At 47.4% G+C, this 12,230-nt stretch carries 10 protein-coding genes; 8 read left to right on the forward strand and 2 right to left on the reverse strand.

What is annotated here, in order from left to right:
• Positions 1 to 58 precede the first annotated feature (58 nt).
• Together NQZ91_08485 and NQZ91_08490 are read right to left on the reverse strand one after the other, a co-directional pair.
• On the reverse strand, positions 59 to 925 hold the full coding sequence (locus NQZ91_08485; GenBank protein ID UUM58847.1) for an RluA family pseudouridine synthase: 867 nt from the start codon (positions 923 to 925) through the stop codon (positions 59 to 61).
• Positions 925 to 1,893 carry an NAD(P)/FAD-dependent oxidoreductase gene (locus NQZ91_08490; protein ID UUM57381.1) on the reverse strand — a complete coding sequence of 323 codons (969 nt, stop codon included), beginning with the start codon at positions 1,891 to 1,893 and terminating at the stop codon, positions 925 to 927. Before NQZ91_08490 ends, NQZ91_08485 begins: the two co-directional genes overlap by 1 nt.
• A 268-nt stretch (positions 1,894 to 2,161) precedes the next feature.
• Here NQZ91_08490 and pbp2a point away from each other — a divergent pair, with 268 nt between their 5' ends.
• The 8 genes from pbp2a (at position 2,162) to NQZ91_08530 (ending at position 12,100) form a co-directional block, all read left to right on the forward strand.
• A complete protein-coding gene (gene pbp2a / locus NQZ91_08495; GenBank protein UUM58848.1) occupies positions 2,162 to 4,354 on the forward strand; it encodes a penicillin-binding protein PBP2A in 2,193 nt (730 codons plus the stop codon).
• Between the two features lie 49 nt (positions 4,355 to 4,403).
• Complete coding sequence (gene rpmG / locus NQZ91_08500) at positions 4,404 to 4,556, forward strand: 50S ribosomal protein L33 (GenBank protein ID UUM57382.1); 153 nt, start codon at positions 4,404 to 4,406, stop codon at positions 4,554 to 4,556.
• Positions 4,557 to 4,565: 9 nt separating this feature from the next.
• Positions 4,566 to 4,742, forward strand: coding sequence for a preprotein translocase subunit SecE (gene secE / locus NQZ91_08505; GenBank protein ID UUM57383.1), 177 nt, complete (start codon positions 4,566 to 4,568; stop codon positions 4,740 to 4,742).
• A 107-nt stretch (positions 4,743 to 4,849) separates the two neighbouring features.
• The gene (gene nusG / locus NQZ91_08510; protein ID UUM57384.1) at positions 4,850 to 5,386 is read left to right on the forward strand and encodes a transcription termination/antitermination protein NusG; all 537 of its coding nucleotides are present in this window, start codon (positions 4,850 to 4,852) and stop codon (positions 5,384 to 5,386) included.
• 115 nt (positions 5,387 to 5,501) lie between these two features.
• Entirely contained in the window at positions 5,502 to 6,416 is a 915-nt protein-coding gene (locus NQZ91_08515) for a zinc ABC transporter substrate-binding protein (GenBank protein ID UUM57385.1), read from the forward strand.
• A 10-nt stretch (positions 6,417 to 6,426) separates the two neighbouring features.
• Positions 6,427 to 9,630, forward strand: a complete 3,204-nt coding sequence (locus NQZ91_08520; GenBank protein ID UUM57386.1) for a pneumococcal-type histidine triad protein — start codon at positions 6,427 to 6,429, stop codon at positions 9,628 to 9,630.
• Between the two features lie 125 nt (positions 9,631 to 9,755).
• Positions 9,756 to 10,340 carry a DNA-directed RNA polymerase subunit delta gene (gene rpoE / locus NQZ91_08525; GenBank protein ID UUM57387.1) on the forward strand — a complete coding sequence of 195 codons (585 nt, stop codon included), beginning with the start codon at positions 9,756 to 9,758 and terminating at the stop codon, positions 10,338 to 10,340.
• A 152-nt stretch (positions 10,341 to 10,492) separates the two neighbouring features.
• Positions 10,493 to 12,100 (forward strand): CTP synthase, encoded by a 1,608-nt coding sequence (locus NQZ91_08530; protein UUM57388.1) that lies wholly within the window; start codon positions 10,493 to 10,495, stop codon positions 12,098 to 12,100.
• Positions 12,101 to 12,230: the final 130 nt, after the last annotated feature.

Below are 12,230 nucleotides of genomic sequence, written 5' to 3' on the forward strand. Positions count from 1 at the left end.
AGTATGAGTAAAGCGGGTAACCAACATAAAATTATATGCAAGTTAAAAAGCTGAAACTTCAGCTTTTTTTCAGTTCTTTCTCAAAACTCCCCGACCTTGCTTCTACTCTAATTTCTTCGAGTGTCAGTGGGTGGGTCAGGCTGAGGCGGGCTGCGTGGAGCATGAGGCGGGGAGCGCTGACTTTGCTATAGAGTGGGTCGCCAATGAGGGCATGACCGTGGTGGGCTAGGTGGACGCGGATTTGGTGGGTGCGTCCAGTTTCTAAGCGGCAGGAAATCAGGCTGTTCTTGCCGACTTTTTCCAGTTGTTTGACATAAGTGACAGCCTCCTGACCCTTGCGGTGATCGACCAATCGTTTCCTGCGATCATGACGGTCGCGCCCGATTTTGTCTGTAATGGTCCAACTCTCCTGCTTGAGATGACCTTGGCAGAGGGCTAGATAATCGCGATAGATGACCTTATCCTCTAAGAGACGGTTGAGAATGGGCAGGATAAAGGGATTTTTGGCAAAAAGAATGGCTCCGCTGGTCTCCATATCCAGCCTGTGGACCACATAGCAGGTTTGACCGACATAAGCTGATACATGGTTGAGCAAGGCGATTTCCGTCGGCTCATTGCCGTGGGTCTTCATTCCTTCGGGCTTGTTAACGATAATCAGATGTTCATCTTGATAGAGCTCTTCGACCAAGTCTGCCTGTCCCATAGGAATCGTCTTTTCCGGATAATCTTCCTCATCAAAGGTCAATTCTAGCAGGTCACCGGGAGCAATGGAACTCTGCCAGTTAACGGTTTGCCCATTGATGGTGACGTGTTTTTTGGTGCGGAGGAAGTGGCGGATTTTTCTGGGAATGAGAAAATAATCTTCCAAGACTTCTTTGACAGTCAATTCTGGAAAGGCTTGGGGAATGCGAATGTCAATTTTCATCATAGGCTGGTTGAGTGTTTTGGTTGCACTTTTTCGTTTGGATTGATGTAGTTCATGGCATTGTTGACGGCAGTCGGAGCCTCGCCAAAGCCTGTAGCAATCAGGTCAACCTTGCCTTCGTAGTAGCAACAATCGCCGATAGCATAGACTCCGGCCTGCGAGGTTTCCTGTTTGCTGTTGACTAAAATGCGGTGACGATGCAGGTCTAATCCCCATTCTTTCAGGGTTCCGACCGATGATTTGAAACCGTAGTTGACAAAGAGGTGGTCGAAGTTCAGGGTGAGCTGGTCCTCGCTCTTGACCTTGTCGAAACGAATAGCAGCAGCTCTGCCATTTTCCCCAGAAAGTTCCTTAGGAACATAGGGAGTGTGGATGGCGACGCTAGACTTTTTCAGGTCCTCGACGCTGTGCTCTAGGGCACGGAAATTGTCGCGTCGGTGGACGATGCTGGTGGTTTTGGCGATTTTTTCAAAGGCCAGAGACCAGTCAACAGCGGAGTCGCCACCACCCAAGACAACGACATCCTTGTCTGCGTACTGCTGGATATTGGACACATGGTAATGGACGTTTTCATAGCTGTCAGCTCCGTCAATCTCCAGAGGACGGGGCTTGAAGGCGCCACCACCCATGGCGATGATGACCGACTTGGTCTGGTGGGTGTCCTTGTTGGTTGTCAAAGTGATGACTTCGCCCGGTTGGATAGCTGTCAGGGTTTCATTGAGGCAAATAGTGGTGTCAAATGGGGCTAATTGGGCTAGCAGGTTGTCCGTCAATTCTTGACCAGTCAGGCTTGGGAAGGCAGGAATGTCCAGGATGGATTTTTCAGGGTAGAGGATGGCGGGTTGTCCACCGAGTTGGGGTAGCGAATCAATCACTTTGACCTTGGCCTGGCGCAGATGGGCGTAGAAGGCAGCAAAGAGCCCAACAGGACCACCGCCGATAATGGTAATGTCGTAGATTTCAGTCATAGTCTTTTCCTTATCAATAGAGAATAGTCCTATTCTACCATATTTTCAGTCCTAAGACCGATTTTATGGGCTGTCACAGTTCAACCAAAGGATTGGTAGCTGAAAAATTCGGGCCGATATAGTATAATAGTCCAAAACTAGAGAAAGAGGAGGGGGCATGGACAAGGACGATTTGCAGTTTGAGCCCATTGAAGTGCCAGAGGATTTCGAGTCTCTGGACCAGACCAAGGCCTATACTAGCGACCAATTTACAAGCGCAGAGTCTGACATGGGAGAAACGAAAAACATAGACCTACCAGGTTTAGAAAGTGGGAAGAAAACCAGATTTAGCCGTCGCTCAGCCCGAGGCAGTCGTGACAGGTCCGATAAACCTAAAAAGGAAAGTCGGATTCCAGAGCCTGCTCGCAAATTTTGGCGCCGTTACCAGCTGACTAAAATTCTTCTGATTATCCTGGGTGTTTTGATACTGACGGTGGGAGGCTATCTCTTCTTCCTAGCCAAGACCGCAAATGTTGGCGATTTGCAGGAGGCCCTCAAGGCCAAGACGGTTATCTATGACAAGGACGGTGTGGAAGCTGGTACCCTGTCGGGGCAGAAAGGAACCTATGTGGAGCTGGATGCCATTTCGGATAATTTGGAAAATGCCGTCATCGCTACGGAAGACAGGACTTTTTATGAAAATTCTGGTATCAACTACAAGCGGACCCTGCTGGCCTTCCTCACCTTGGGCCGGTCTGGGGGTGGTTCGACCATTACCCAGCAGTTGGCCAAAAATGCCTTCCTGACTCAGGACCAGACCATTAGCCGGAAGGCGAGGGAGTATTTCCTGGCCCTTGAAATCAATAAAAAATATAGCAAGCAGGAAATCCTGACCATGTACCTCAACAATGCCTATTTTGGCAACGGGGTCTGGGGGATTCAGGATGCTAGTCTCAAGTATTTTGGGGTTAATGCTAGCGATTTGAGTCTGGAGCAATCGGCTGTTTTAGCCGGCATGCTCAAGGGGCCTGAGATTTACAATCCTTATTATTCCATTGAAAATGCGACCAATCGCCGTAATACTATTTTGCAGGTCATGGTGGATGCCCAGTTTATTGATCAGGCAACTGCTGATGCAGGAATGCAGGTGGACGTGGGCAGTCAGCTCTACGATGCTTATGCGGGCAAGGCTAGCAACTATGCCTATCCCTCTTATTTTGATGCGGTTATTGCAGAGGCTATTGACCGATATGGATTGAAAGAAAGTGACATTATCAACAACGGCTACCGGATTTATACGGAGATGGATCAGACCTCTCAGGCCAATCTCCAAGTGATTTTTAATGACGAGAGTCTCTTCCCGCAGTCTGCCTATGATAGTTCTTATGCTCAGGGGGCAAGCGTGGCCCTGGATCCGTCTACAGGTGGCGTTCGAGCGCTGGTTGGGCGGGTTAATTCATCCGAAGATTATGCCTTCCGTAACTTCAATTTCGCGACCCAGGCCAAGAGAAGTCCGGGTTCGACCATCAAGCCCTTGGTTGCCTATGCTCCGGCAGTGTCGGCAGGCTGGGAAATTGATAAAGAGCTGGACAACCACACGACGACCTACGGGACCTATACCTTGCAGAATAATGACCTGTCTACATCGGAATCTATTCCCATGTACCAATCCTTAGCCCTGTCTTACAATTTGCCTGTAGCATCCATTGTCGACACCTTGGGGATTGACACCGCCTTTGAATACGGGAAAAAATTTGGCCTGAACATGAATAAGGTTGAAAAGGTACTGGGAGTGGCTATAGGATCTGGAGTGGAGACCAATGCCCTGCAAATGGCCCAGGCCTATGGCGCCTTTGCCAACCATGGGACCATGAAGGATGCTCATCTGATTAGCCGTATTGAAACGGCCAATGGCAAGGTCATCGTGGACCACCGTTCTCAGTCGACCAAGGTGATCGATAAGTCAGTGGCAGACAAGATGACCTCTATGATGCTGGGAACTTTTACCAACGGTACAGGGGTCAATGCGGATGTCTACGGCTACAATCTAGCCGGAAAGACGGGGACGACCGAGACCAACTTTGATGTCTCTCTTATCAATGACCAGTGGATTATCGCCTATACACCTGACTTGGTTATCAGCCAGTGGGTTGGTTTTGAAAAGACTGACGAGACCCACTATATCGATGCCAATAATTCCTGGAAGGCGCCTGTGCTCTTCCAAACAGTTGCGGCCAATCTCTTGAGTCAGACCAGCGGGACACCATTTACAGTGGACAATGCTTACGCCATGAATGGCATTGTGCCTATCAATCAAGTGGAGACAGGACCGACAGAGCCGGTCATCAGCCCAGAGCAAATCCAGGAAATCAGTGACCGAGCAAGACAGCTTCTAGAAGAAACCAAGCAACAAATCATTGATGCCCAGCTACCTGAGCGAGCACGCACCCTCATAGACAATATAAGAAGTTGGTTTGAGTAGTTGTCAAATGAACTAAAACATGATAAAATAAGGTTTATTGGAGGGCTATATGGCACTAAAAAAAGCAAGCTTAGCCTGTACAGTTTGTGGATCTCGTAACTATTCTATTTCCCTATCGAGCAATCCCAAGCCAACACGGTTAGAAGTAAATAAATTTTGTAAACACTGTGGTCAGTACACGGTCCACAAGGAAACTAGATAGGAGTAGCAGGTGAAATTCGTCGCAGATATTTTCCGTATTTTAAAAGACACTGCCTGGCCAACGCGCAAGCAGAGTTGGAAAGATTTCTTCTCAGTCGTAGAATACACAGCCTTCTTCGTGGTACTTGTGTATCTATTTGACCTCATTTTGTCCAAGGGCTTGATGAGCTTGATCAATCTTTTCTAGTAAAATACTTGCCATTTGTAAAATGGAAGTGGTATAATAAAGAAAAGCGAAAGCCTTCGGGCTTTTTTTAGCGTCTTCAATACAGCTTTCAAAAGAAAGGAACGACTATGTACGATAGTTTTGATAAAGGCTGGTTTGTTCTACAAACCTATTCAGGATACGAGAACAAGGTAAAAGAAAACCTTCTTCAACGTGCACATACCTACAATATGTTGGAAAACATCTTGCGCGTGGAAATCCCAACCCAGACGGTTCAGGTAGAAAAGAACGGCGAAAAGAAAGAAGTGGAAGAAAACCGCTTCCCAGGTTATGTCTTGGTAGAGATGGTCATGACTGACGAGGCTTGGTTCGTGGTTCGTAATACGCCAAACGTTACAGGTTTCGTGGGTTCTCACGGTAACCGTTCCAAACCAACTCCACTCTTGGAAGAAGAAATCCGCCAAATCCTGGTATCTATGGGACAAACAGTCCAAGGAGATATCGATGTCAAGGTGGGCGACACAGTCCGCATCATTGACGGTGCCTTCACAGACTGCACTGGTAAAATCACTGAAATCGATAATAACAAGGTTAAGATGGTTATCTCCATGTTTGGTAATGATACCATTGCAGAAGTAAATTTGAGCCAGATTGCAGAATTATAATATCCATCAGACAGAACAGTCAACAACTGTTTTGTCTTTTTTATCAAAAAATACTTGACTGGTTAACTACTTTGTGTTATAGTTAACTGGTTAACTAAAAACAAGGAGAAATCTAATGAAGTGGATGAAATATCTCTTTTTATCACTCATGCTACTAGTCCTCCCGGCCTGTGGCCAGCAGAGCCAGTCTAGCCAAGTCCAATCTGGCCTGCGGATTGTGACTTCCTTTTACCCAATTTATTCACTGGTTAAGGAAATTTCTGGTGACTACAATGACATTCGTATGATTGGCTCCAGAAATGGGATTCATTCCTATGAGCCCTCGCCAGCAGATGTCAAGGGAATATACGACGCAGATGTCTTAATCTACCATTCTAAGATTTTGGAGTCCTGGGCCGGTCGCCTGGAGCCGAATGTGCAAGGTTCCAAGGTCAAGGTCCTGGAGGCCTCCAGTGGTTTAGAGCTACAGCGAGTTCCTGGTCTGGAGGATGTGGAGGTGACAGAGGGCATGGACGAGGCCAGTCTCTACGACCCCCATACCTGGTTGGACCCAGTTCTGGTGGGGCAGGAGGCGGTCTTGATTGGTAATTTACTGGCTGAGGCAGACCCTGAGCGGGCTAGTTACTACAACGAAAATGCCAGCAAGCTCCAGCAGCAATACCAGGATTTGGCAGACAAGTACAAGCCTATCTTTGAAAAAACAAAATCCAAGACCTTCGTCACCCAGCACACAGCCTTTTCCTATACGGCTAAGCGCTACGGCCTCCAGCAACTGGGCATAGCTGGTGTGTCAGAGGAAGAGCCTAATCCACGACAATTGGCAGAAATCAAGGAATTTGTCGATACCTACGATGTCAAAACCATTTTTGTGGAAAAGGGCAAGTCAGACAAGCTGGCCCAGACCTTGAAGAGCTCCACAGGTGTTGACCTGAAAATCTTGGACCCACTTGAGGCAGATCCAGAAAACAATCTAACCTATCTGGAAAATCTAGATGCCGTCTTAGACACCCTCGCCAAGGAATTACAGTAAAGGAGAAAACATGAAAAACAAGAAATTAGTTGGTTCAGTGGCCGCCCTGGTTCTGGGCATGAGCATTTGTAGCTACCAGTTGGGACGTTACCAAGCCACGGAAGACAGCAAGAACCGAGTAGCCTACATCGAAGACAGCCAGACAGAAAAGAGTATGCTGGCTGAACAGTTGACGCCAGAGGAAGTTTCTGCCAAGGAAAATATCGACGCCGAGCAGATTGTGGTCAAAATCACCGACCAGGGCTATGTGACTTCCCACGGTGACCATTTCCATTACTACAATGGCAAGGTGCCCTTCGACGCGATTTTCAGCGAAGAGCTGATTATGACCGACCCAGCCTATGTCCTCCAAGACAGCCACATTGTCAATGAAGTCCAGGATGGCTATGTGATTAAGGTGGATGGCCAGTATTACCTCTATCTCAAAGATAAAAAGCAGCAGAAAAATGTGCGAACCAAGGAGGAAGTTCAGAGACAGAAGGGTGTATCCTCTTCGGACAAGACCTATCAGGAGGCTGGTAGCGGCCGGACAGCAGATGGTCGCTATAAGACCGATGACGGCTATGTCTTCAACCCTACTGATGTGATTGAGGACACGGGAGACGGCTTCATCGTGCCTCACGGTAGCCACTTCCATTTTATTCCTAAGAAGGACTTGTCTCCGTCCGAGTTACAGGCAGCCCAGGCCCATATTGATGGCAAGTCCTCAAACAAGGGTCAGTCGACCAAGGCCACTTACCCGTCTCAGGGCCAGACTGGCTCGACCTCCCTTTCAAGCCACTCAGGTCAAGACTTGAACAGCCTCTTGGCCCAGCTGGATGCTACACCGCTCTCCCAGCGCCATGTAGAGGCCGACGGTCTGGTCTTTGACCCACGCATGATTAGCAAAAAGACCGCTGCCGGCGTCATCATCCCCCACGGCGACCACTATCATTTCATCCCTTACAGCCAGATGTCGCCACTGGAGGCTCAGATTGCTCGGATGATTGGGGAAAATAGCAGAGCAGGCTCAGGGCATACAGCTACCCATCCGACGCGGACTGACTATCCGACAGGCACAACCCAGCCAGCCACACCAGCCAAGCCCCCTCATCAAGCCCAGCTAAGTCCTGCACCAAAACCAGGTCCTACTGATTCCCAAGCCACTAACCAGCCATTTGTTACCTATCTAGGTCGCCGCATCCCTGCCTACGGCAAGGGTTTGGATGGCAAGGTCTATTTCACCAGCGACGGCTACACCTTCAGCAAGGCCAGCATCACATCTGTTGATGACCAGGGCTTGATTGGTAGCCACGGCGACCATTTCCACTATATCGGCTTTGGCGAATTAGAAGACTTTGAAATCAAGCAAGTCGAAGAATGGGTTCGGGAAAAGCAAGGCTTGACAGGAAATGCTAAGCCTGCTAATAAACCAGCCACTCCAAAACCAAGTCAGCCGACGGCGCCGACACTTCCAGTCCTGCCAAGCCAACCAGCTCTTCCTGAACAACCGACTCAACCAAGTCCAGTTGATACGAGCGTAAACAAACCAGTCTTTGATCCGCAAGCCGTGACTGGCAAGCAGCTTGAGGCAGGCAAGGTCTTCTACCAAGTTCAGCTGGACGGCAAAAGCTACCGTTACAGCCGAGATGAATTGGACTTGATGAAGATTTCCTTTGCAGAATTGCGCCTGATGGAACTGGACAAGGACTACCGCTTTGATACGGCTCCACAGGTTGCTGGAGATTTGGCACCAGCTATGCACGTCAGCATTGACAAGATTCCAATGAAGGGAGCCAACGCGACCTACGATACAGGCGAGTCCTTTGTCATTCCCCATATCGACCATATCCACATCCTGCCTTACAGCTGGCTGAGCAAGGAGCAGATTGCGACCATTCGCTACATTATGCAGCACCCAGAGGTTCGTCCTGCAGCTTGGACCACAGCAGGTCATGGCGATGATATTATGGATCCAAATGCCCTGACACCGATTGCCAATGCGACCGACCAGGCTCAGCGTACCGGCCTGAAAAACTGGCAGATTATCCACACGGCTGAGGAAGTGGCAGCAGCACGCGCCCAGGGCCGCTTTGCTACCAACGACGGCTATATCTTTACCCCAGAGGACGTCCTGGATCCGGCCAGCTTTATCTTCAGCGACGCCTTCAGCCTGCCACGGGCGACCGGTGGTTCCCTCCGATCTATCACCAAAAAAGAGCTGTCAGACAAGGAGTTGGCGGCAGTCCAGGCTCTCTTGGACCAGCGTGATGCAGAAATACTGGCTAAAAATGTTACACCGATTGAAAAACGTGAAGGGTTGAAAAACTGGCAGATTGTTCACTCTGCAACAGAACTGGCTGAAGCTAAGTCTGCAGGGAAATACACAACAAAAGATGGCTATATTTTTGATCCAGCAGACCTATTAGATCCCAAAGTGAAAATAGGTACGGATAACTATCGCATCCCACGTGTAATTACAGATGGTTACCGTCGGATTAACAAGAGTGATTTGAATTACTTAAGCGAGCTAATCCCAGCAGAGGCTATGGTGGCTCAACGTGAGAAATCTAATTCTAGTTCACCGTCAACACCTGTACCAACTGAAACAGAAGCAAGTGCAGGCGAGACAACAAGGCCAGAACAGCCGCAAGTTGCCAAAGAAACAGCAGAGGAAATTTACAACCGAGTTGAAGCGAAGAAAGTCGTTCCTTTCGAAGCACTGACCTACAATGCTGGCTATGCGACCGAAGTACGCAACGGGACTCTGGTAATTCCGCATCAAGATCACTATCACTATGTATCCTTTAAATGGTTTGACCAAGGTAGTGCAAGAAGTCCTGAAGGGTATAGTCTAGAAGATTTCCTAGCAACGGTTAAATACTACATGACTAATCCACAAGAACGCCCAGTTTCAGACGATGGCTGGGGAGTATTTACACCAAATACACCATCTGAATCGACAGAAGAAATAGAGACGGAAGAAAGTGATGAAGAAATTATTTCTGAGGAAACTGAGGAAATTGACGAGTTTACAGAAGAATTAAAACGAAGAGCAGAAGAGTTTGGCATGGACTTCAAAACCTTTGAACAAAGTCTGGTCACACTCTCAGACCGTTACAGAGTTTCTTTTGAAGCTTTCGAATATGATGCAGCAAGCAAAGTTGTTCGACTTGTAGATAAGGATGGGGTCAAACGGACCATCTCCCTTCCAAGTTTAGAAGAACAAGTATAGTAAACAAAATACCTGTAGCGCTGAGCTCTGCAGGTATTTTTTACAGAAAAACGATAAAGATTATCTTTGACTATTTGCTTTTTTTAGCGTAAAATAGAAAGGAAAGACAAAAAAGGAGAAAAGCCTTGGAACTTAACGTATTTGCAGGACAAGAAAAAAGCGAACTTTCCATGATTGAAGTAGCTCGTGCTATTTTGGAAGAACGTGGACGTGACAATGAAATGTACTTCAATGACTTGGTCAATGAAATTCAGAATTATTTAGAAAAATCAAACAGTGAGATTCGTGTAGCCTTGCCAACTTTCTATTCTGACTTGAATGTGGACGGTAGTTTCATTCCGCTAGGTGAAAACAAATGGGGTCTTCGTTCATGGTATGCCATCGATGAGATTGATGAGGAAGTTATTACTCTCGAAGAAGATGATGAAGATGCGCCAAAGCGTAAGAAAAAACGTGTCAATGCCTTCATGGATGGTGATGAGGATGCTATCGATTATGGCAACGATGATCCAGAAGATGAAGATAGTTACGAAGACAAGCCTGGTTCAGAATACGATGATGAAAATCCAGATGATGAGAAGGATGAAGTAGAATCATACGACTCAGAAATCAATGAAATTATCCTCGATGATGAATTGACGGATGATGAAGAAGTTGATGTCGGTGAAGAAGATGACGACTATTCTGACGACGAGTCGACAGAAGACTAAGTTCAAGATTGACAAACGCATCGAATTGAGTTAGTATATTATCGGGCACCTCTTTTGAGGTCAGGGCTCCCTAGTTGATAGGGAGCTATTTTTGTTTTTTCTTCATGTTGCTTACCCCCTCCATGCGACATGAGCAGAGGAAAGGAGTTTGCATGACAAAATATATTTTTGTAACTGGTGGTGTGGTTTCGTCGATTGGTAAGGGAATTGTGGCGGCAAGTCTGGGTCGTTTGTTGAAAAATCGTGGTCTCAAGGTGACCATTCAGAAATTTGACCCCTATATCAATATTGACCCAGGGACGATGAGCCCTTACCAACATGGGGAAGTGTTTGTAACAGATGATGGTGCAGAAACAGACTTGGATTTGGGACATTATGAGCGGTTTATTGACATCAATCTTAATAAATATTCCAACGTGACAACAGGGAAAATTTACAGCGAAGTCCTTCGGAAAGAACGCAAGGGAGAGTACCTAGGAGCAACCGTTCAGGTTATTCCACATATTACGGATGCTTTGAAAGATAAAATTAAACGTGCTGCGCGTACTACAGATGCCGATGTGATTATTACAGAAGTCGGTGGAACTGTCGGTGATATTGAAAGTCTGCCTTTCCTTGAGGCTCTGCGTCAGATGAAAGCAGACGTGGGCGCGGACAATGTCATGTATATTCACACGACACTCTTGCCCTATCTCAAGGCGGCTGGGGAAATGAAAACCAAGCCGACCCAACATTCGGTCAAAGAATTGCGCGGATTGGGCATTCAGCCCAACATGTTGGTCATTCGTACAGAAGCGCCAGCCGGCCAAGGGATTAAAAATAAATTGGCCCAGTTCTGCGATGTGGCACCGGAGGCGGTTATTGAGTCACTCGATGTGGAGCATCTTTATCAAATTCCGCTCAATTTACAGGCCCAGAATATGGACCAGATTGTCTGCGACCATTTGAAATTGGATACACCGCCAGCAGACATGACAGACTGGTCTGCCATGGTTGACAAGGTATTGAACCTCAAGAAAACAGTTAAGATTGCCCTTGTTGGAAAATACGTCGAGCTCCAAGATGCCTACATTTCAGTTGTAGAAGCCTTGAAACACTCTGGCTATGCCAACGATGCTGCGATTGAGTTGGATTGGGTCAATGCCAACGACCTGACAGCAGAAAATGTAGCTGACCGACTTGGACAAGCCCAGGGAATCATCGTACCTGGTGGCTTTGGTCAACGCGGTACCGAAGGAAAAATTCAAGCCATTCGCTATGCGCGTGAGAATGATGTGCCTATGTTAGGCGTCTGCTTGGGCATGCAGTTGACCTGTGTGGAATTTGCTCGCCACGTTCTTGGATTAGATGGAGCCAATAGTTTTGAGCTGGATCCTGAAACTAAGTATCCGATTATCGATATCATGCGTGATCAAATTGGTGTTGAAGACTTAGGCGGAACGCTCCGTCTGGGACTCTATCCAAGCAAACTCAAACGTGGCTCAAAGGCTGCTGCAGCCTATGACAACCAAGAAGTTGTCCAGCGTCGCCACCGCCACCGCTACGAGTTTAACAATGACTTCCGTCAGCAATTTGAAGAAGCTGGTTTTGTCTTCTCTGGTGTATCGCCAGATAACCGCTTGGTTGAGATTGTTGAAATTCCTGAGAACAAGTTCTTTGTGGCCTGTCAGTATCACCCAGAACTCCAATCTCGTCCAAATCGTCCTGAAGGACTCTATACTGCCTTTGTCACAGCTGCAGTTGAGAATGAAAGCAAATAAGTATTGACAAGCGCATTTGAGTTGAGCATCCTTTTAGGGTGCTCGTTTTTTATGGGCAAGGCTTGACTAATTGGTGGATTCTGTTAAGCTTTTTAATATGTGTAATGGTGATCTAGGAAAAGGAGGGAGA

It is taken from the genome of Streptococcus suis, assembly GCA_024583055.1.
In the GTDB taxonomy this organism is placed as follows: Bacteria; Bacillota; Bacilli; order Lactobacillales; family Streptococcaceae; genus Streptococcus; species Streptococcus suis_V.

Excerpts from the sequence above, each read along its gene's own strand:
- pbp2a (UUM58848.1), top strand. The coding sequence starts at position 2,162 with ATGGGAGAAACGAAAAACATAGACCTACCAGGTTTAGAAAGTGGGAAG.
- NQZ91_08490 (UUM57381.1), bottom strand. The coding sequence starts at position 1,893 with ATGACTGAAATCTACGACATTACCATTATCGGCGGTGGTCCTGTTGGG.
- rpmG (UUM57382.1), top strand. The coding sequence starts at position 4,404 with ATGGCACTAAAAAAAGCAAGCTTAGCCTGTACAGTTTGTGGATCTCGT.
- NQZ91_08515 (UUM57385.1), top strand. The coding sequence starts at position 5,502 with ATGAAGTGGATGAAATATCTCTTTTTATCACTCATGCTACTAGTCCTC.
- NQZ91_08530 (UUM57388.1), top strand. The coding sequence starts at position 10,493 with ATGACAAAATATATTTTTGTAACTGGTGGTGTGGTTTCGTCGATTGGT.
- NQZ91_08520 (UUM57386.1), top strand. The coding sequence starts at position 6,427 with ATGAAAAACAAGAAATTAGTTGGTTCAGTGGCCGCCCTGGTTCTGGGC.
- NQZ91_08485 (UUM58847.1), bottom strand. The coding sequence starts at position 925 with ATGAAAATTGACATTCGCATTCCCCAAGCCTTTCCAGAATTGACTGTC.
- nusG (UUM57384.1), top strand. The coding sequence starts at position 4,850 with ATGTACGATAGTTTTGATAAAGGCTGGTTTGTTCTACAAACCTATTCA.